The sequence below is a fragment of the Chryseobacterium vrystaatense genome, assembly GCF_000737765.1.
GTDB lineage: Bacteria > Bacteroidota > Bacteroidia > Flavobacteriales > Weeksellaceae > Chryseobacterium > Chryseobacterium vrystaatense.
The window spans coordinates 137,229-157,710 of the sequence record NZ_JPRI01000008.1; the positions used below are offsets into that span (position 1 = coordinate 137,229).

Sequence of the window (20,482 nt, forward strand, 5' to 3'; positions counted from 1 at the left end):
AAGATAAGAAATTCTATAATTCGCAAACATTTTTTGATTTTCGGAACGTGAATTTTAATATTATTTAAGAAATTATCTTGAAATATCTCTTGGAAAAGTAAGAATATATCTGGCTGTCTTATGCACCATAAGTCCTGACAACAGCTGGTCCTGTGACTCCTCCAACCTGATCTTTCTCCCGTCTTTCATTAGCAGGTAAATTGGTTGCTTTTCGGTGTCGTATGGCAGTAATTTTCTTTTTATTTCATGTACAAGTTCCTTTCCATTATCGATTCCGAAAAATTCATTGGTGTTTTTTATTTTTCCTTCAATAAATTCGGGAGTAAAAGGGTGTGTAGAAATAACAGTTTTCGGAAGATTTCTCTGGATCACACATTTGCACCAATACGAAAGAATAAAGTCTTCTGAATCCTGCCAGGATTTCATCGCATGAATTATATCATTATCATCAAGCTGGGTAAACCGATAAATATCCTCATCGGTTGCTGAACTTTTTGAACGGTGCAGAAAATAGTTCAGATTTTCACCGGAAGGCAGATCCATTCCTTTGGAAACCAGATACTTTGCTCTTTCCAATATCTTAACCAAAAGGAATTCCGCCAGTGCCGAGGTTTTATGATAATACACCTGCCAGTACATAAACATTCTGGCCGTCAGGAAATTTTCAATAGAATAAACCCCTTTTGCATCAATGACCAACTCCCCTTCACTGCAGACATTCATCATAGAAATGATCCTCTGTGTATTTATATTTCCTTCGGAAACACCTGTAAAGAAACTGTCTCTGTTTAGATAATCAAGCCGGTCTACATCCAGTTGGGAGGAAATAAGCTGGTTGAAAAATTTTCTGTGGTATTTCCCCTGAAACATTTCAATCGCTAAGGAAAGCTGTCCATCAAATTCTTCATTTAATTTATTCATCAACAGCAGTGACAGTTTTTCATGATGCCAGTCGTCCATCAGCATATTTTCAAGGGCATGCGAAAACGGCCCATGTCCAATATCATGCATCAGGATTGCAAGCATCGCTCCTTTCTCTTCCTCTTCTGTAATCTTAACCCCTTTCTGCCTCAATGTTTCCAATGCTGTAAACATCAGATGCATTGCTCCCAGTGCGTGATGAAATCTTGTATGAGTAGCACCCGGAAAAATCAGATTAAGCAGTCCGGTTTGTCCTATCCTTCGTAATCTCTGAAAGTAAGGATGTTCTATAACGTCAAATAAAATTTCGTGTGGGATCCTGATGAAACCATGAACAGGGTCGTTGATGATTTTTAGCTTGTTCTGCATTGAAACGTAGATATTAGTAAACAAAGTTAGGGATTTTAAATTTTAGCACTCTTTAATTCTTGTTCATGATCATCTTAAAACAACTACAAATAGATTATTTTTTCAAAATAAGTCTTTTCATGTCATGAAATTTAAGTATATTAATTTCCACAAATTATCAGCATCATCATTTGATGAATACAAATCTTAACTACCTACTACACAGTACAAAACTATGAGTGACAAAAAATTTAATATCGCTATTCTTATTGATGGTGATAATGCCCAGGCCAAATTATTAAAAGAGACCATTGAAGAAGTTTCAAAATACGGCAAGGCGACGATCAGAAGGATTTATGGGGACTGGACCTCGCAAAGTATGAACTCCTGGAAAGATCTTGTCAATCTATACTCTATCAATCCGATTCAAAAGTTTTCATATACCAGCGGAAAAAACTCAACTGACGGAGCACTGATTATCGATGCTATGGATATTTTGCACGGGAAAAGTGTAGAAGGTTTCTGTATTGTTTCCAGTGACAGCGATTATACAGGTTTAGCCAAAAGAATTCGTGAGGAAGGCCTTTTCGTTATGGGTATCGGAGAGAAAAAGACCCCCGAAGCTTTTGTAAAATCTTGCGATATATTTACCTATACTGAAAATATTATTCCTAAAGCCAGAAAAGAAAACAAGTCTGACGGCCAAAAGGTAAAAGAAAATAAAACTAAAGATATCATAAAAAAAGAAGCCATAAGTCCTAAAACTCATGAGTTTCAAAGCTTTTTATCTCCTAAAGATGAAGAAACTATCTCAAAAGCATTTGAAATTTCTGCCAATGAAAATGACATGGCTTTTATTTCAACATTAGGTACCAATATCAGAAAGATTGACCCTAGTTTTGACTCGAGAACCTATGGATATTCCACTTTATCAAAATTATTTGATGATCTGCCTCATTTTGAAGTGGTGAGAAATGAAACTAATCATCCCTTATTGAAAAAGAAATAACTGCTATCACGGCCTTTGCCAGACTGATGACAATACTTGAAAAATAATGTACTTAAAATAAATTACATATTGTAAAGCTTTTGACCTTATTTTAATATGCTTATGTTCTTTAAGTTTTGAATGGTACTGGTTTTACATTTACCTTTGATCGATTAATAAACTAATAGTCGTTACGCTTCATGAGAAGATTATTTATTTTCATCGTATCATTTTTAAGTACTACTCTTTCCGCACAATATTTATCTGAAAATCAAAAGCTTGAATCACTATGCAAAGTCTGGGGCTTTTTGAAGTATTATCATCCTCATGTGGCGAAAGGAGATTTTGACTGGGACCAACAGCTTTTTCAGAAAATTGATGAGCTGGATAATATACAGGGAAAAGATCAGCTTAACGAATTATATTTTAACTGGATCTCCAGTCTAGGGAAAGTAAATGAATGCAAAACCTGTTCAAAGGAACCAAAGAATAAGATTTATTTTTTGAGGAATTTTGATCTGAACTGGATCAATAGTAAGGAGCTATTCAGTAAAAAAGTAAGAGATCAGTTGGTTTTTATTCAAGATAACAGAAATCTTGGAAGCAGCCATTATTTTGGAAATGGGGGCAAAAAAGTTTATTTCAGAAATGAAAAATCATATGGTTCAAAATTTTCATCGAAACAAACAAGCCTTTTGGAACTCTTCAGATATTGGAATCTGGTAGAATATTTTTTCCCCTATAAATATCAGACCGATGAGAACTGGAATGATGTTTTAACAGAAATGATCCCAAAATTCCTCAGTGTCCATGATGATGAAAGCTATCACCTTACGCTTGCAGAACTGGTGACAAAAGTTGACGACTCTCATGCTTTTTTGTATTCTCCCCTTATCAGTATCAACCAATACGGAAGAAGAAAGATTCCTGTAGAATATACTTATGCAGAAGGTAAGCTGGTCGTGACAAATGTTGTTAAAAATAAATTTAACGAAGAAATGCCTTTAAAAGCTGGTGATGTAATCTATGATGTCAATAGCAGGACTATCCCTCAGATGGTGAACAGTTTAGGAAAATACGTCCCTGCCTCCAATTCCTGGGGAAAGATCAATAAAGTGAAAAATTTCTTTCTTTTCAGCAATAACGATTCGATTACGGTTAAGATTGAAAGGGATAGTCAAAATCTGGTGTTCAAAGTCAAAACTTATCTACTAAAAGACCTCGTTCCGGAAAAACCAGCCACACCAAAGAAATGGAAGTTTCTGGATACAGAACACAAGACCGGATATGTGAATATGGGTATTATTGAAAAAAGTGATCTGGATGATATGTACAAAGATTTAAAATCCACCACTTCAATCCTTTTTGATCTAAGAAATTATCCCAAACAGACTATTTTTCCTTTAAGCAGAATGATTCTACCGGAAAAATCAATTTATTATCAATTTAATTTCCCGGAGACCGATTATTTGAGTAAATTTTATAGTGCAAAAAACAGTATCGGAAAAAAGAATCCGGATTACTATAAAGGTCATGTAGTCGTTCTGGTAGACGAAAACACACAGAGTCAGGCAGAAACCACTACCATGATGTTTAAGCAGCATCCTAAAGCAAAAGTGATTGGGAGCAATACTTCGGGAGCCAACGGCGATATTATAAGATTTAAGATTGCCGATCTTGATACCTGCTTTACAGGGCTTGGCGCTTACTATCCTGACGGAAGAGAGACACAGAGGATAGGAATCATCCCTGACATTGTAATAAAACCCACCGTTAAGGGGATACAACAGAGAAAAGACGAAGTTCAGGAAAGAGCTTTAGATTATATAAAGACCGGTTTTTAAAGAAATTGAATATGGATGCTGATGAACAGGATTTTCATTTAACTAATATTTAACTATTATTCTCTCTAATTTGTGAGAATTTAAAAGGAATTGGTCAACATTTTGATACTATAACCATGTAAAAAATTAAATTATGTCGGAAAAGATATTATGGATAGATGATGAAATAGATTTACTCAAACCCCATATCGTATTTTTAGAAAAAAAAGGTTACCAGGTAACCCCTGTTAATAACGTGAATGAGGCTCTGGAACTTATGGATTCAGAGAAATTTGCATTAACGCTTATTGACGAAAATATGCCCGGCATTTCGGGATTGGAAGCCATTCCCATGATCAAAGAGAAAGATAATTCTCTGAAGATTGTTATGGTCACCAAAAGTGAAGAGGAACATATTATGGAAGAGGCTATCGGATCACAGATTGCTGACTACATCCTTAAGCCTGTAAATCCAAATCAGATCCTCTTATCATTAAAAAAGAATCTTCAGGAGGATAACCTTGTAGAACAGAAAACAATTCTCCAGTACCAACAGGAATTCAGAAACCTGTCTATGGAGCTTTCTTATTTAAGAACTTACCAGGAGTGGGCAGAATATTATAAGAAGATTGTAAGCTGGGAACTTAAGTTTGATAAAGTAGCGGATAATGAATTCGCAGACCTTTTACAATCACAAAAAGAAGAGGCCAACATTCAGTTTGCCAAGTTTATAGAGAAAAATTATAAAGGCTGGCTTACGGATTCCGACAAACCGGTAATGAGCCACACCCTTTTTAAAGAAAAAATAAAAACTGAAGTAGAAAAAGAAAAAGTACTGCTTCTTATGGTTGACAATCTTCGATATGATCAGTGGAAAGTCATAGAACCATTATTTACAAAATATTATAATAAGGTTTCAGAAGACTACTATTACAGTATTCTTCCTACAGCCACACAGTACGCCAGAAACTCTTTCTTTGCAGGTTTGATGCCATCTGAGATTGAGAAACGTTTCCCGGATAAATGGTTTAATGATAACGAGGAGGGAAATAAAAATGAATTTGAGCGCGATTTCCTGGAAGATCAAATGAAAAGAATTGGTTTGGGATCTAAATCGATGAAGTATCTTAAAGTTCTGAATGCAGATTTTGAACGTAAGATTTACGATGATTTTAACCAGCATAAAAATAATGACCTTCTTGTTATTGTTTACAATTTTATTGATATCCTTTCTCATGCCAAGACAGATAATCATATTGTAGATCAGCTGATCCGGGATGACAAAACATTTAGATCACTTACTCTGAACTGGTTTGAGAATTCATCTCTATTGAAAATCATCAAGGCAGCAGCAGAGAGTGGCTATAAACTGGTAATTACTACTGACCATGGAACCATATATGTCAAGAAGCCAAGTAAGGTTGTCGGTGACCGTGAAACATCCACAAATATCCGCTATAAGACAGGAAAGAGTTTAACGTATGACGACAGTGATGTATGGGCTGTTACCAATCCTGAAAAACTGTTTCTTCCAAAAGGTAATTTAAGCTCGAAATATATTTTTGCAAAAAATAATATTTTCCTGGCTTATCCGAAGAATTACAATCACTTTGTGAATTACTATAAAGAAACATATCAACATGGAGGAATCTCATTGGAAGAATGTATTATTCCTATAAGCATATTAGAACCCAAGTAGTTTTTTTCATAGTTTATTTAAATTTTGGGTTCAGGCCGGAAAAAATCATTTGATTTTTTCCGGCTTTTTTTTGGCATCGATTTTGTAAATAGTTATAATCTAAAAAAGACATACAATAATGAAAAAAAGCATTTTACTTTTAGCTGCAACCACTACACTATTTCTAAGTTCTTGTAATAAAGACAAGAAAACGACTTCTACATCTGCTTCTGCAGATTCTATTTCTGTAACTCCTACTGATTCATTATCAACAGTAACATCTAAGGATGATATTGTTAAAAGCACATCAAAAAACAGTAAAGGAGAAGTACTGGATATGACTTTTAACAATACTAAGGATATTGCTACCGTTGTTTTCAATGGAGAGACTGTGGAATTAAAAGGTCAAAGACCTGCTTCAGGAATCTGGTATAAAAATGACCATTATGAACTGAGAGGAAAAGGAGAAGAGGTTGAACTTTCTAAGGATGGTAAGGTAGTTTTCAAAAAATAATCTACTGAAAAAATAATAATGCCGGTTTTGAAATTCAAAGCCGGTTTTTTTATTTCCTTACATTTGATAAAATTTATTTTTGTTTATGAAATTAATCACCTATAACGTTAACGGAATCAGAGCTGCTTTTACGAAGGACTTTTTGGGGTGGCTGAAGACGGCTGATCCGGATATCGTCTGTATTCAGGAGAGCAAGGCAGGAAACGACCAGATAGATATTGAAAGTCTTGAAAAAATCGGATACCACAGCTATTGGCATTCTGCAGTCAGAAAAGGCTATAGCGGTGTCGGAATAGCGTCAAAAATCAAACCTAATCATATTGAGTACGGATGTGGCATTGAAAGCTATGATAATGAAGGGAGAATCATCCGTGCAGATTTCGATGGCTATTCTGTCATTTCGGTGTATGTTCCTTCAGCCAGCAATATAGAAAGGCTTGAATTTAAAATGCAGTTTTGCCACGATTTCTTAGCCTATATTAAGGAATTAAGAAAAACGATTCCTAACCTTATTATTTCAGGCGATTTCAATATTTGCCATCAGGCAATTGACATTCATGATCCGGTGCGTTTAAAGAATGTTTCCGGCTTTCTGCCGATGGAAAGGGAATGGATGACCAGCTTTATAGAAGAATGTGAACTGATCGACAGTTTCCGTTTTTTCAATAATGAGCCGGATCATTATACATGGTGGAGCTACCGTCAGAATTCAAGAGCTAAAAACAAAGGTTGGAGGCTGGATTATAACTTTGCCACTTATACGTTAAAAGATAAGCTCTCAAGGGCAGTAATTTTAAGGGAGGCAGTCCATTCCGATCATTGCCCTGCAATGGTAGAATTAGATGTCTAGAAAAAAGCTTATACGAATAAACAAAAAGCCAGCTGATACAGCTGGCTTTATAAATTTAAATCATAAATTTAGTCGACAATTTCATATTCCACCGGAATTGTACCACGATTGATATCTCCGATTTCATCGAACGCAGCTTTAGAAATATCTAATGCTCTTGATGCATGGAAAGGTCCTCTGTCATTAATCTTCACTATCACCTGTTTTCCATTGTTCAGATTGGTAACTCTAATATTAGTTCCAAACGGAAGCGTTCTGTTTGCAGCGGTGAACTTTGAATTACTAAAGATCTCTCCGCTTGCTGTTTTTCTACCATTAAACTTATCGTGGTAGTACGATGCATAACTTGTTTTCTTCGCATCTAAGGTGTTACCTGTAAAAGAATAAACACCTAAGGTTGAAATCATCATTATGATTACGAGAATGAATCTTTTCATCATCTTGAATTTTATTGGTTTTGACGGAGCAAAAGTATAAGGAATGTTGTAAAGTCCCTACTCTATATGTTAAAAACCGTTAATGAAAACCAAATAATATGTTAACAAGCCTTGTAAGTTCCTATTGACAGGGGTTTTAGACTACACTGTTAAAAAACGTTAAAAAAACAAGCTAAAAGTTAACATAATTAACTTATTAAAGAAAAAAAGCAAAATAAAAATTATTTAATATACTAAAAATCAATACTTTAAATAAAATTAAAAATTACCTTCAAACCGTAAAATATAGTTTTAAACTAAAAAAATTTAAGAGGCGAAATGACCGGAACCGTTTTGATAGAAGCGAGTTAGCTCTATCTCTTATATCTCCTAATCCTAATTTTAACACCCCTTTTTAACAGTGCACTTCTATTATACCATAAATCTGCTGGAAATAATTTATTGAGAAGTGCTCTTTTTCCTGAAAGTTTCTCACTCATCTAATCAAATTGAATACCAATTCGTCTTTTTTAAGGTCTGAAATAAAGATTTTATTTATTATCTCATACTTTCTGACAAGAACTGAATCACATAATTTAGATGAAAGACAATACTTTATACTATCTACAATGAAAAAGTGAACTATGTTTAAGGTCAAGTACTCTTATACTACTATACTCTCATTAATCGTATTCTTAACCTATATATCGTAGCTTAGATTTAAAGTGAAGAAACCACCCATTCTGACGATTTAACATTACTTCGCATCAAGTATCCAATAATTTTGAGAACGATCTATTTTTGTCCACTTCTATTACAGTTTATTTTTTCGATCTAATACTAAAAATAAAAAACCAATGATTGCTCATTGGTTTTAATTTATATAAATAAGTATTATTCTTATTTTAGATATTCTAATACATAATCATATGTATCAACAGGATAAACTACTGACATGCTTGGTGATCCTGTAACAGCTGCACCTGTAGTAGCATCATAAGAATATAAATCTCTAGCATATACAACTTTGTTGCCTGTACCTGTAGTTTTATAAATAGTGATACCGTACATAGATGTCATCCCTGCTGGAGGAGCGATATTAACAGCAGTAGAACCTGCAGTAGTAGTAAAAGTACCCTTTATACCATAGATCTGAGCGTTATTCACCATTCTATTAGTAACAGTTTCTGTAGTTAAGATGTTTTCTTTACTTGGTGCAGGAGTAAATGGTCTCCATGTACCTCCGGTAGGAGTAGCTGAAGTATTATCATAATACCAAAATCCTTTTGAAAGAGTTCCTTGAGTCGAACCCGAAGCTGCAGTTCCTGAGGCAGCTGTGTTATATACAATCATTCCATCAAATCTGTTTGGATTATTTGATGTATTGTATAAACCTCCTTGATTGGATAAAACCATTACACTTAGATCTGCTCTAGGATAAATCATACCTTTACCGTAATTGGCATTATTAACAACGTTTGTAACTGAAGCATCTAAAAAAGCGGAAGAAGAAGGTATAGCAGATCCACTATATCCCTGGTTCCCTTTAAGTTGCGCATTCACTATACTTCCTAGAGAAGAAATAGCCAATGTCATCAGTATGTATTGTAACTTTTTCATTTGTAATTAATTTAATAAATTTTTTAAAATTTGTGCTTATTGACCACCTAATCCATACCAATTGGTACCATCAGTAATTAACTCGGTTGAAAACTGCTGAAGAAAAGAAAGTGTATTTGTAAGGTAGTTAGAGTTGAGTGAAGTTAATGACTGGCTACCACTCCCCGTTGAGATTAGTGTTAATTTCTTACCAATCATACTTGCTGTAGGAGCTGGTAATTGAATGTCACCGTTAACATTTCCGGTAATAACAACTACATTTCCTACATCACTAGCATTAATGGTTGTTATTGCAGTACCAGCAATGGTTCTAAATGTTGGGGGAACAGGAGCACTACCTCCACCAACAGCTTTCCACACATTATCTACTGTACCGTCATAATAATAAAAACCGGTTGTCGTTACATTTACAGTTTTAGGTGTAGTAGCTCCATCTACTGCCGTAATAAATACAAGTGAACCATTCTGTAGAGCTAAATAAGCATTGTTTTTAGCTGCTAACTGATCTTCTGTCATACGAGGAACTAGTAAGGCATCAGGTCTGGCGTTGTCTGTAGTATTGGCTACTACGTCTAGGGTAGCAGAAGGTGTAGTCGTGTTAATACCTACACGCCCTTGCTGAGCCTGGGAAACTGCCGAAAGGCCAACGAGCATTGTCGCTGTTAATAAAAATTTTTTCATAAGTTTTTAAAGATTAAATTTACATTATTCTTCATCAATAGTTCCAAATGGTAAATGCATCTCAACTTGTGCTTTTCATCAGGGCTAAGTGTTTTTTTAACCGTATTCAATAGGCAACTGCTTGAAGCATTTGATTTTAAAACATTGTTTATTGCGCAAAGTTAAGATATAATTTTCTAATTTATTCATTTTATATAAAAAAAATAAATGACTTTTATTCTACAAAAAAGTAACTTATTGAAAATCAACACTATCAATAAATTAGAAATCGTACAGATACCGTTAAAATTTATTAATATTTTTAATTATCTGTTAAAATTATATTTGGTTGCAGTTTTATAACATACAAGCTATCAGATCAGTTCACCATAAAGGTCAAACTCTTCCGCGGATGTAATTTTTACGTCTGCAAATTCTCCAATAGAGATATAGGTATTATCTGCTGAAACTAAAACGGTGTTATCTACATCAGGTGAATCATATTCTGTTCTTCCGATAAAGTAATTCCCTTCTTTTCTGTCAAATACACATTTAAATATTTTTCCGATCTTCTCCTGATTCTTCTCCCATGAAATCTGTGACTGGAGTTCCATGATCTCTTCTACTCTCGCTTCTTTCACTTCCTGCGGAATATCATCTTCAAGGACATAAGCGCCAGTATTTTCTTCGTGAGAATAGGTAAAACATCCCAATCTGTCAAATTTCTGCTCTCTCACCCAGTCTTTAAGTTCCTGAAATCTTTCCTCAGTTTCTCCGGGATATCCTACGATCAAAGTAGTTCTAATAGCCATATCAGGAACTTTTTCTCTAAACTTAGCCAGTAAGGCATCGGTTTTTTCGTGCGTTGTTCCACGTTTCATAGATTTCAACAAATCTGAATTGATGTGCTGAAGAGGAATATCTATATAGTTACATACTTTAGGTTCTTCACGAATAATATCCAGAACATCCTCCGGGAATCCGCTTGGGAAGGCATAATGAAGACGGATCCATTCGATACCATCAATCTTCACCAACTCTTTTAATAGTTCACCAAGGGCACGTTTTTTATAAATATCAAGTCCATAATAAGTAAGATCCTGTGCGATAAGGATAATCTCCTTGGTTCCTTTTTTTGCTAATTTCTGAGTTTCTAAAACCAATTTTTCAATGGGTGTAGAAACGTGTCCTCCTCTCATTAAAGGAATTGCACAGAAAGAACATGGTCTGTCACAGCCTTCTGAAATTTTAAGATATGCGTAATGTTTAGGCGTTGTGGTAAGTCTTTCTCCTACCAGCTCATGTTTGTAGTCTGCGCCAAGGTGTTTCAAAAGAATCGGAAGATCTCTTGTCCCAAAATACTGATCTACATCAGGAATTTCCTTAACTAAATCAGGTTTATATCTTTCTGAAAGACATCCTGTAACAAAAACTTTTTCAACCTCACCTCTGTTTTTTGCTTCTACATAATCAAGGATGGTATTGATAGATTCTTCTTTAGCATTATCAATAAAGCCACAGGTATTGATCACTACGATATCCCCACGTCCTTCATGAACCACTTCTTTACCATTGGCTTTCAGCTGGCTCATTAAGACTTCCGAATCATATACATTCTTGGAACATCCAAGTGTAACCACATTGATTTTCTTCTTCCCTACAGATTTTGTACGCATCGTTTTGATTTTGAGTGTGCAAAGATACAAAATAATAAAGGAGTTGCTGTCAAAAAAAGAAAACCACTTTAGAAAAGTGGTTTTCAAGGTTTTATTTAGAAATTTTTCTCTTTGAAGCCTGGAGCGTTGATATCTTTTTCTGAAAGTATCATATCTTTTTCAACAATCTTCCAATCTATCATTAGGTCAGGATCGTTAAATTTTACGCTTCCTTCTGATTCTTTATTGTAAAAATTGTCGCATTTATACGAAAAAACGGCTGTTTCAGTCATTACTGAAAATCCGTGCCCGAATCCTCTGGGAACATACATCTGTATTTTATTTTCTGCGGTAAGTTCAATTCCGAACCATTTTCCAAAAGTTGGAGAATCTTCTCTGAGGTCAACTGCGACATCCCATACTTTACCTTCTAAACAGGAAACCATTTTTGCCTGCGCATGTTCTCCTTTCTGTAAGTGAAGTCCTCTGAGAACACCATAAGAAGACTTGGAGATATTATCCTGAACAAAATGTCCATTCATTCCGGTTAATTCTTCAAATTTTTTCTCATTAAATTTTTCAAAGAAATAGCCTCTCTCGTCTTCGAATATAGTGGGTTCTATGATATAACAATCCTTTAAAGGTGTTTCTTTTATTTTCATGTTTTAATAGTTTAGAACAGCTTTGGTTTGGTTAAGTTTTTATTTTAAAATTACTACTAATGTTTTCCACATAATTTTCATGTCGTTTTTAAAAGACCTGTTATTCAGATATAACAAATTCATTTTTACTTTATGTGGGAAAAGTACTTCATCATTATACTTCAATGGATCAACCTGATCTTTTAAAAGGGTTTCTTCATTTCTGTACTCTATACTTGCTTCACATGTCAATCCAGGTTTTAAATCCAATACTTTTCTATCTGAACCTTCCAATCTATCATAATACCCTTCAACATCCGGTCTTGGCCCCACAAAACTCATATCGCCCTTTAGAATATTAAAAAGTTGTGGAAACTCATCAAGTTTAAATTTTCTCAATGTCTGTCCTATTTTAGAACAAGTTTTTTTCTTTTTATGAATAGTTCTGATTTTATAAATCATGAATGGCCTTCCATATTGCCCGATTCTTTTTTGCAAAAACAATCCACTTGAAGCTGTATCAATTCCTGCTATAAAAAATAAAATGATGAGCAGAGGCATTAAAAAAATAATCATGATTAACGCTAGCGTACCATCAAAAATATTTTTCCAAAGTGTATACTGACTCATGGGCTGACCTGAAATATTAAAATCTGAAATAAGATCTAATTACATTAGCAATCCGTTCTCTTTCTTCATCTGACAAATTGGATCCCGAAGGAAGACATAATCCGTTATCAAATAACTCTTCAGAAATATTTGTTCCATAATAAGGAGCGCTTTCAAAAACAGGCTGCATGTGCATAGGTTTCCACAAAGGTCTTGATTCTATATTATCTTCCAGAAAAGTCAGTCGTAAACTTTCTCTGTCTTTTCCTGTAATTACAGGATCTATGATAATTGCCGAAAGCCAGTGATTTGAATAATAGTCAGATTCGGGTTCAGTAAATACGGTTACTCCATCTATATCTTTGAAAAGCTCTACATAGAAGTCATGCATTGCCCTGCGTGCTTCTACTCTGTTTTTGATAACTTCCATCTGGCCACGTCCAATTCCTGCTACAATATTGCTCATTCTATAATTGAATCCAATATGAGAATGTTGATAATGTGGAGCATTATCTCTAGCCTGAGTGGAAAGAAATACTATTTTATCTTTATCTTCCTGCGTGTGGCATACTAAAGCACCACCACCAGAAGTAGTAATAATTTTATTTCCGTTAAAACTTAAAATTCCGAAACGTCCGAATGTTCCGCATGCTCTTCCTTTATAAGAAGATCCTAGGGCTTCAGCCGCATCTTCAATAACCGGAATTTGGTATTCATCTGCAACTGCTAAAATCTCGTCCATTTTTGCAGGCATTCCATACAGATGTACTACAATGATTGCTTTCGGCTTTTTCCCATTCTTTATTCTGTCTTCGATTGCTTCTTTCAAGGCTTTAGGGCACATATTCCATGTGTCGGATTCACTGTCTATGAATACAGGCTGTGCACCGCAGTATGCAATAGGATTGGCAGATGCTGAAAATGTCATTGACTGACAGATCACCTCATCACCATGTTTTACTCCACATTCTATAAGGGCCAGGTGAAGAGCTGCTGTTCCAGCTGAAAGTGCGGCTGCTTTTACATTATTTCCCAAAAACTGTTCCAGATCATTTTCAAATCCGTTTACATTGGGTCCAAGAGGTGCTACCCAGTTTTCTGCGAAAGCCTCATTGATATATTTTAATTCGTTTCCGCCCATGTGGGGAGAGGAAAGCCAGATTTTTTGTGACATATTAATTATTGTATTTTATAGGTTTTGCTGGAATTCCAACTGCTGTACAGTTGGCAGGAAGACTTTTATATACCACGGCACCAGCTCCAACTATTGTATTTTCTCCTATTTCAAGAAGATTGATAATTTTTGCACCAGTACCAACATATACTGCTTCATGTATAATAACTTCTCCCGAAATATTTACAGTTGGCATAAATGAACTGTATTTTTTTATTTTTGTATCATGTCCCACCGTACAGGAAAGATTAAGAATTACAAAATCTTCAATTTCGATATCTATTGTAATGATAACACCAGCACAAATAATGTTTCCTTTTCCTAATTTGACATTATCCTGACCGATAATAACAGATGGATGAATTAAATTAGGAAATTCAATATTAGAGCTGCTGATACTTTCTATAATTTTTTTCTTCGTTTTAGGATCTCCTATGGCAACAGCAATGCAGAGGGGTTCAGTTTCTTCATTAATTTTTTCCAGCTTTCCTAAATAAGGAATTCCATTGATAGGATAATCATAATGTTTATCATCATAAAAACCTACCAAATCAAATTGTTTTTCTTTTTGGTTAATATGATCGATTAACATTTTTACTTCACGTCCAAATCCTCCTGCTCCAATAATTGCTATTTTTTTCATATTTATTATTTCTTTTAACGGGCTGCCATTGTTTTATAAAATTAAGAATCTAATGTTTGAAACATCTACGTCTGATACAGAAACTATATTAACTTTTTATTTTATGTCTTAAGGGATCAACTGACGTTCCACAACAAAAGCTTCCGCTCTTTCTACTCCAACGGTAGCTCCTCTATACATTGCTAATGCTTCAAAAGCCTCTATAGAACGGGAATGCGGGAACTTTTTTATCTGAGATCCAAAAAACTTCATTGCTTCTGTCTTTTTTACAAAAACATCCGTAACATTCACGAAATGATTTGGTACGAAGGCTTTTTCCTGCATTGGTGTCCATTCTGTTTCAGAAAGAGTTTCATAGCAATATATATTCAGTACTTTATCTTCACCCTGAGGTCTTGCTGCCACCAAAGAAGCTCTGTAGACAGCTTTATGATCCTGATGAATATCTCCAGGATGTGGCAGATATAAGTGAGTAGGTTTGATTTTCTGAAATACTTTTGAAATTTCCACCGAAATTTTAAACTCAGGGAAAGCATTCAATGCCGGAGCAGGAAATTCCAAGAAGATGGTTTCCTTAACCCCTAAAAACTGATGTGCCGCAACTGCCTCAGATCTGGTGCTTTCTATCATTTCCTGTGAAAACAATTCAGGAGCACCTAATGAAGCATTTGTTGCTATAATTACAGTAACCTCATCTCCAGACTGGATATGTCTGGCAATGGTAGCTCCACATCCTATTATTTCATCATCCGCATGAGGGGCTATTACTACTACTCTATTCATCTTTTAGTTTTTTTAAAATTGATTTTATTTTATAGATTTCGTCTTCAATATTATATCCCAGTTTATCCCCTACATTAATAGGAATAAGAGCATTATCTCTGAAGTTATATTCTTCAATCCATAATAACCCGTCCCCTGTCTGTATAAGAAGGTGTCCGTCCTCATTCTTAAGTAAAACTCGTCCTATAACTCCTTTGAACTGAATCGTTTTTTCCTTCCGACAAGACCATACATTCATCTTTTCATCTTTACAGTAAGTATAGGCACCCGGATGCGGCCTTGAAGCTGCTTTCACAAGACGATTGATATAGTGTGCCCCATCATTCCAGTTGATCAGTCCGTCTTCTTCCTTTCTTATTCCATAGTAGGAAGCAAGATGATCACATTGTGGTATCGGGTTCCAAAATCCTTTTTTAAGTTCCGGAAGCCATTGATCTAGCGCCAAATCAATATTCTTCAATATTTTGATTTCCACATCAGAGGCATCATCATTCTCATCTACTTCAAAAATAGACTGTGTAAAAACCGGACCGTCATCTGCTCCTTTCCCCATAAGAAAGAAAGTTGCAGACCCATAAGTTTGTTCCAGTGTTACCCAAGCCAAAGGTGCTCTCCCTCTTCCAAGCGGCAGTCTTGTAGGATGAAATCCTATGCAACCCAGTTTCGAAACTGAGAACCATTGGTCATGTAACAGCTGTGAAAAACCTACAGCAAAGATAATGTCGGGTTGCTTTTCTCTAGCCCAATTTAGATTTTCATCATCATTGATCTTGCTAAATCCTTTGTAACTAATATGTAGATCTTTTGAAAGCACAGACAAATCCGCCCAACCGGAAACTCTGTCTTTATCTTTTGGCTCGTGCCCCAGAACTCCAACAACTTCCAAATCATGCTCTACCAGCTTCTGAATAATCTGTACTGTGGAATTAACAGCTCCTATTACTAATATTTTATACATTAGGATGTTTTATATATTTATCTTCTCCGTTAAGAAGTATCAGAAAAGTCTTAAGAACAATTTTTGTATCTAATATAAAGCTTTGGTTCTCTACATATTCTCTATCATATTTCCATCTTTCTTCCCATGTAAGGTGGATATTTCCGTTTACCTGAGAAAGCCCTGTAAGTCCCGGTACAACTTCTATCCTTTTTTTGCCGTCTTCATTAAATTCAGCAAGCTGTCTTGGCAGACAGGGACGCGGTCCTACCAAAGACATATCTCCATTAAAAACATTAATGATCTGAGGAAGTTCATCAATTTTAAAACGTCTTAAATAAGAACCTATTTTGGTAACTTCTGCATCATTTTTCATTATTTCTCTGTCTGCTACCCTTTCTTTATCATACATGGTTCTCACCTTATATATTTTGAATACTTTTCCTTGATACCCCAGCCTCTCCTGAAAGAAGAAAAACTTTCCCGGACTATCAATTTTCACTAAGATATAAATGATTATAAACAGAGGAAACAGAAACAGAATGACTGATAAAGCCAAAATTATATCTAAAAATCTTTTTACAAATGATTTATACATCGGCTTATGAACATTTAAATGTGTTTAAAATTCTATATTTAACTTCTTTCTCCTGATAACTCATGAGTTCCTATTATGTGTAAAATTAAAAAAAATTAATCCTTTTCTATGATTATTATAATTCTATTATTTTCTCATATGATCTGCTTACCTGAAATTCTCTTTTCAAAAACTCGAGACTATTCCGCCTCATTTCTTCAAATTTAATACCATCCATGTTGATCAGCATATCCACTGCATCGATCATTGCAGGCAAATCTCCTGAATATACGGACATTCCGCAGCCATTTTTCACAATATCAGTTCCAATATCTGTATTAGGGTCTGTAGCTGCAAGAACCGGCATTCTGAACTCAAGATACGAGAGCAGTCTTGAGGGATAATTTGGGATTGTAAAATCTTTATGTAAGAAGATCAAACCTACATCACAAGCTTGTACCAGCAAATCATAATCTACCTTGGGAACAGCAGAAAGCAATAAAGCATTTTTAGGTTTAAAAATATCAAACCAGTCTTTGATCTTATCGTACTCTGTTCCTGAACCGGCTACAACAAAAAATACTTTATCATCTTCTGATTTTGCTTTTAATGTTTCTATCAGAAAATCTATTCCCTGAGGCTTTCCAAGGTTCCCACCATATATAAAGACTTTTCTGTCTGTCGGAATTCCGTATTTTATTCTTACCGCGGTTTTCTCCTGATCAGAATGAATTTTGGAAGACTGCAGGCGAATAGAATTCGCATTGATCTCTACCTTTTCCTTTGAAACATCTGAATTGTGATTCAGCACAAACTGCAAATTGGCTTCAGACATACATCCTATTTTATCTGAAACGCTATACAGTTCTTTTTCTTTTTTTCTGAAATATTTGTACAAAAAACTTTTATCAGACATCAGTTTCATATCTACTGCATTTTGTGGGAAAATATCTTTCAGCAACAGATAAGCTTTGGCATTATCTCTCTTTTTGATGTATTTTATGACCCCCGTAAATGTGATAGGTGGTGTTGAATAAATAACCAGATCAAACTTCACTTCAGAAAAGTGTTTTTTTACAGCCCTTAAAAACAACTTTTCAATAGTCAGAGTGGAAACTCCTTTTTCTATAAAATTAGTTTTCTGGATATTTAAGGTCTTTACATTTAAAAAAGATGCGTTACCTTCCTTTTTTAATGTTGTTTTCTGGTTTTCGCGCCTTTCTACAGGAGATACAATATACACGTCATGCTGATGATCGGAAAACTCCTGCATCAGATCATGATAAATACCGCGTTCCTGTAATGTATTTATTTTCGCTAACGTAAGAAAAAGTACATTCATTCCTTAGCTCTTTCTCCAAACTACTCTGTTGATATAGTCGGTGTAACTTAAAATTATTCTTACCACTTTCTGGGAAACATTAGGCATCGAATAATCGGCAACCTGTCTGTAGTTTCTTTCCGCTCCTATTTTCTGCTCCTCAAGCTGTACCAGTCCCTGAAGAATTCTGTCGGGTGACATCCCTACCATCATTACTGATGCTTCTTCCATAGCCTCCGGTCTCTCATGGGCATCTCTGATATTGAGTGCTCTGAAGTTCAGTATTGAAGACTCTTCTGAGATTGTTCCTGAATCAGAAAGAACAGCATAACTTCTCATCTGAAGGGCATTATAATCATGAAAACCAAGTGGTTTTAAAAACTGTATTTCCGGTCTTACTTCCAGTTTCATTTTATCAATCATATTTCTGGTTCTCGGGTGAGTAGAAACAATGATAGGATAATTGAATTTTTCAGCGATTGCATTCAGACTGTCTATTAAACCTCTGAAGTTCTTTTCCGAATTGATATTTTCTTCTCTATGTGATGAAACCACGAAATATTTTCCTTCTTCCAGATCCAGTCTTGAAAGAACACCAGAACTTTTGATATCAGGAAGATAATGATTTAAAACTTCAAACATCGGAGAACCTGTCTTGATAATTCTGTCCGCCGGAAGACCTTCTCTTAAAAGATATTCACGGGCGATATCTGAGTACGTTAAATTAACGTCCGAAGTATGGTCTACGATTTTTCGGTTGGTTTCTTCCGGCACACGCTGATCGAAACATCTGTTACCTGCTTCCATATGGAAAATAGGAATCTGTCTTTTCTTTGCAGGAATAGCACACAGACAAGAATTGGTATCTCCCAGCACTAAAAATGCATCTGGCTGCTGTTCCTCAAGAAGCGGATCGATTTTAATCAGGATATTCCCAACAGTCTCAGTGGCTGTCTTTCCGGCCGCTTCCAGAAAAAAGTCCGGTTTTCTTAAACCCAGATCTTCAAAAAAAATCTGATTAAGTTCATAATCATAATTCTGTCCGGTGTGGACAATGATATGTTCAACGGCTTCGGATGCATCCAAAGCCGATAATACTCTCGATAGTCTAATAATTTCCGGTCGCGTTCCCACGACTGTCATTACTTTTAATTTTTTCATCATAACAAAATAATATTATAGATATAATTACTGCTGCAAAGCACCAGAATTCAACATTATCAAAAATACAGTATGAGGTTTGGATCAGTACCAAATACTGAATAAAAAATAAAAAATAAGGCAGATAAAAAATATTCTGTTTTATATATTCCAGTTTGAATTTCCAAAGATCTTTAAAATAAAGAATCAGCAGAATTCCACCGGTTACGCCCATGGCCATGGGAACTTCCACAAAAATATTATGGGGATACATCCAGTTTTCAAACAAAGTACGCCCCCCAAAGAATATGTTATTCTCAAAGATCTCCCATCCTTTTCCTAAATAATATGATCTTCCATACGCATTTCCTTCAAAAATAGCATCATATAGCCTTACAATGTACTCTGTAGCATATGAGCTGTGTCTTATAAAGTAAATACCTGCTACAAAAATAAGTATAAAAAACACCAGGGCAAGCCAATATTTCAGCTTATTAATATACAAAAGCATCACTAACATAATTACAGCTGCAGCCAAAATGGGACTACGTGCAGATGATATGCAGATTGTAAATAGCCCCATCAAAAATCCTAGTGTGGGTTTTACAATTTTTTTCCTATTAACAAAATAATAAAAAACAGACAGTATCATCAGACAAAGCCCATAGTGTCCCGTAGTAATATAATATCTGTCGAAAATACCTGTGGATCTTGAGAAATTCTGAGTAATGAGAATTGTATAAAGGCAGCTGATTCCTATTATTATCAATAAAAAATGAAAGCTAAGACGTACTAGCTTTTCTGCCATTTTTTTGGTAATGGTTATACTTAGAATAGCTATTGACGGAATCAAATTAACGAAGATTATTTTGAAGTAAGTCCAGTACTGCATGCTTTTAGCTTCCGGTACAAAAGTATAATTCTGAAAGCTGTAGTAAGATTTAAATGCATAAAAAAACCAGAACATACTTATAAAGGCAATAGTCCATTTCCTTTTCTTTATATTGTCGAAATTTAGAAAAATAAGATACAGGCTTGTTAAAAATACTATACTTTTGAAAGGAATTGAAAAATATACATTAGGAATTTTAACCGGTAACGCTAATGAATAAATAAATAGATATCCAAAGGTTACCAGAAATAAAAATACAAATTCCAGATTATTTTTTTTCAACAAAATCATA

General features: G+C 34.9%; 20 protein-coding genes. 5 read left to right on the forward strand and 15 right to left on the reverse strand.

Features of this window, described 5'->3' with window-relative positions:
* Nucleotides 1-72: 72 nt before the first annotated feature.
* Complete coding sequence (locus tag IW16_RS18760; RefSeq protein WP_034748016.1) at nucleotides 73-1,290, reverse strand: HD domain-containing protein; 1,218 nt, start codon at nucleotides 1,288-1,290, stop codon at nucleotides 73-75.
* A gap of 214 nt (nucleotides 1,291-1,504) precedes the next feature.
* Here IW16_RS18760 and IW16_RS18765 point away from each other — a divergent pair, with 214 nt between their 5' ends.
* The 5 genes from IW16_RS18765 (at nucleotide 1,505) to IW16_RS18785 (ending at nucleotide 7,122) form a co-directional block, all read left to right on the forward strand.
* Nucleotides 1,505-2,278: an NYN domain-containing protein gene (locus IW16_RS18765; protein WP_034748017.1), complete on the forward strand. Its 774-nt coding sequence runs from the start codon at nucleotides 1,505-1,507 to the stop codon at nucleotides 2,276-2,278.
* Nucleotides 2,279-2,457: 179 nt separating this feature from the next.
* Nucleotides 2,458-4,101, forward strand: coding sequence for a S41 family peptidase (locus IW16_RS18770; RefSeq protein ID WP_034748018.1), 1,644 nt, complete (start codon nucleotides 2,458-2,460; stop codon nucleotides 4,099-4,101).
* 133 nt (nucleotides 4,102-4,234) lie between these two features.
* Entirely contained in the window at nucleotides 4,235-5,779 is a 1,545-nt protein-coding gene (porX, locus tag IW16_RS18775; protein WP_034748019.1) for a T9SS response regulator signal transducer PorX, read from the forward strand.
* A gap of 118 nt (nucleotides 5,780-5,897) precedes the next feature.
* Nucleotides 5,898-6,272, forward strand: a complete 375-nt coding sequence (locus IW16_RS18780) for an MliC family protein (RefSeq protein WP_034748509.1) — start codon at nucleotides 5,898-5,900, stop codon at nucleotides 6,270-6,272.
* 85 nt (nucleotides 6,273-6,357) lie between these two features.
* Entirely contained in the window at nucleotides 6,358-7,122 is a 765-nt protein-coding gene (locus IW16_RS18785) for an exodeoxyribonuclease III (protein WP_034748020.1), read from the forward strand.
* 68 nt (nucleotides 7,123-7,190) lie between these two features.
* On the opposite strand, the gene IW16_RS18790 is transcribed toward IW16_RS18785, so the two are convergent.
* The 14 genes from IW16_RS18790 to IW16_RS27155 form a co-directional block, all read right to left on the reverse strand.
* Nucleotides 7,191-7,562, reverse strand: a complete 372-nt coding sequence (locus tag IW16_RS18790; protein WP_034748023.1) for a septal ring lytic transglycosylase RlpA family protein — start codon at nucleotides 7,560-7,562, stop codon at nucleotides 7,191-7,193.
* A gap of 876 nt (nucleotides 7,563-8,438) precedes the next feature.
* The gene (locus IW16_RS18795; protein ID WP_034748025.1) at nucleotides 8,439-9,158 is read right to left on the reverse strand and encodes a hypothetical protein; all 720 of its coding nucleotides are present in this window, start codon (nucleotides 9,156-9,158) and stop codon (nucleotides 8,439-8,441) included.
* Between the two features lie 36 nt (nucleotides 9,159-9,194).
* On the reverse strand, nucleotides 9,195-9,839 hold the full coding sequence (locus IW16_RS18800; RefSeq protein ID WP_034748026.1) for a hypothetical protein: 645 nt from the start codon (nucleotides 9,837-9,839) through the stop codon (nucleotides 9,195-9,197).
* Nucleotides 9,840-10,192: 353 nt separating this feature from the next.
* Nucleotides 10,193-11,494, reverse strand: coding sequence for a 30S ribosomal protein S12 methylthiotransferase RimO (gene rimO, locus IW16_RS18805; protein WP_034748028.1), 1,302 nt, complete (start codon nucleotides 11,492-11,494; stop codon nucleotides 10,193-10,195).
* A 95-nt stretch (nucleotides 11,495-11,589) separates the two neighbouring features.
* On the reverse strand, nucleotides 11,590-12,135 hold the full coding sequence (gene rfbC / locus IW16_RS18810) for a dTDP-4-dehydrorhamnose 3,5-epimerase (RefSeq protein ID WP_034748031.1): 546 nt from the start codon (nucleotides 12,133-12,135) through the stop codon (nucleotides 11,590-11,592).
* Nucleotides 12,136-12,174: 39 nt separating this feature from the next.
* Entirely contained in the window at nucleotides 12,175-12,744 is a 570-nt protein-coding gene (locus IW16_RS18815; RefSeq protein WP_034748035.1) for a sugar transferase, read from the reverse strand.
* A gap of 16 nt (nucleotides 12,745-12,760) precedes the next feature.
* Nucleotides 12,761-13,897 (reverse strand): aminotransferase class I/II-fold pyridoxal phosphate-dependent enzyme, encoded by a 1,137-nt coding sequence (locus IW16_RS18820; protein WP_034748038.1) that lies wholly within the window; start codon nucleotides 13,895-13,897, stop codon nucleotides 12,761-12,763.
* A gap of 1 nt (nucleotide 13,898) precedes the next feature.
* Nucleotides 13,899-14,540 (reverse strand): NeuD/PglB/VioB family sugar acetyltransferase, encoded by a 642-nt coding sequence (locus IW16_RS18825; protein ID WP_034748041.1) that lies wholly within the window; start codon nucleotides 14,538-14,540, stop codon nucleotides 13,899-13,901.
* A gap of 108 nt (nucleotides 14,541-14,648) precedes the next feature.
* On the reverse strand, nucleotides 14,649-15,323 hold the full coding sequence (locus IW16_RS18830) for a PIG-L deacetylase family protein (protein WP_034748044.1): 675 nt from the start codon (nucleotides 15,321-15,323) through the stop codon (nucleotides 14,649-14,651).
* Nucleotides 15,316-16,281 (reverse strand): methionyl-tRNA formyltransferase, encoded by a 966-nt coding sequence (locus IW16_RS18835; RefSeq protein WP_034748048.1) that lies wholly within the window; start codon nucleotides 16,279-16,281, stop codon nucleotides 15,316-15,318. The genes IW16_RS18830 and IW16_RS18835 overlap by 8 nt, the downstream gene beginning before the upstream one ends.
* Nucleotides 16,274-16,858, reverse strand: a complete 585-nt coding sequence (locus IW16_RS18840; protein WP_034748051.1) for a sugar transferase — start codon at nucleotides 16,856-16,858, stop codon at nucleotides 16,274-16,276. Before IW16_RS18840 ends, IW16_RS18835 begins: the two co-directional genes overlap by 8 nt.
* A 115-nt stretch (nucleotides 16,859-16,973) precedes the next feature.
* Entirely contained in the window at nucleotides 16,974-18,179 is a 1,206-nt protein-coding gene (locus IW16_RS18845; protein WP_034748054.1) for a glycosyltransferase family 4 protein, read from the reverse strand.
* Nucleotides 18,180-18,182: 3 nt separating this feature from the next.
* Nucleotides 18,183-19,319 carry a non-hydrolyzing UDP-N-acetylglucosamine 2-epimerase gene (gene wecB / locus IW16_RS18850; protein ID WP_034748511.1) on the reverse strand — a complete coding sequence of 379 codons (1,137 nt, stop codon included), beginning with the start codon at nucleotides 19,317-19,319 and terminating at the stop codon, nucleotides 18,183-18,185.
* The gene (locus IW16_RS27155) at nucleotides 19,267-20,481 is read right to left on the reverse strand and encodes an O-antigen ligase family protein (protein WP_034748057.1); all 1,215 of its coding nucleotides are present in this window, start codon (nucleotides 20,479-20,481) and stop codon (nucleotides 19,267-19,269) included. Before IW16_RS27155 ends, wecB begins: the two co-directional genes overlap by 53 nt.
* Nucleotide 20,482 lies beyond the last annotated feature (1 nt).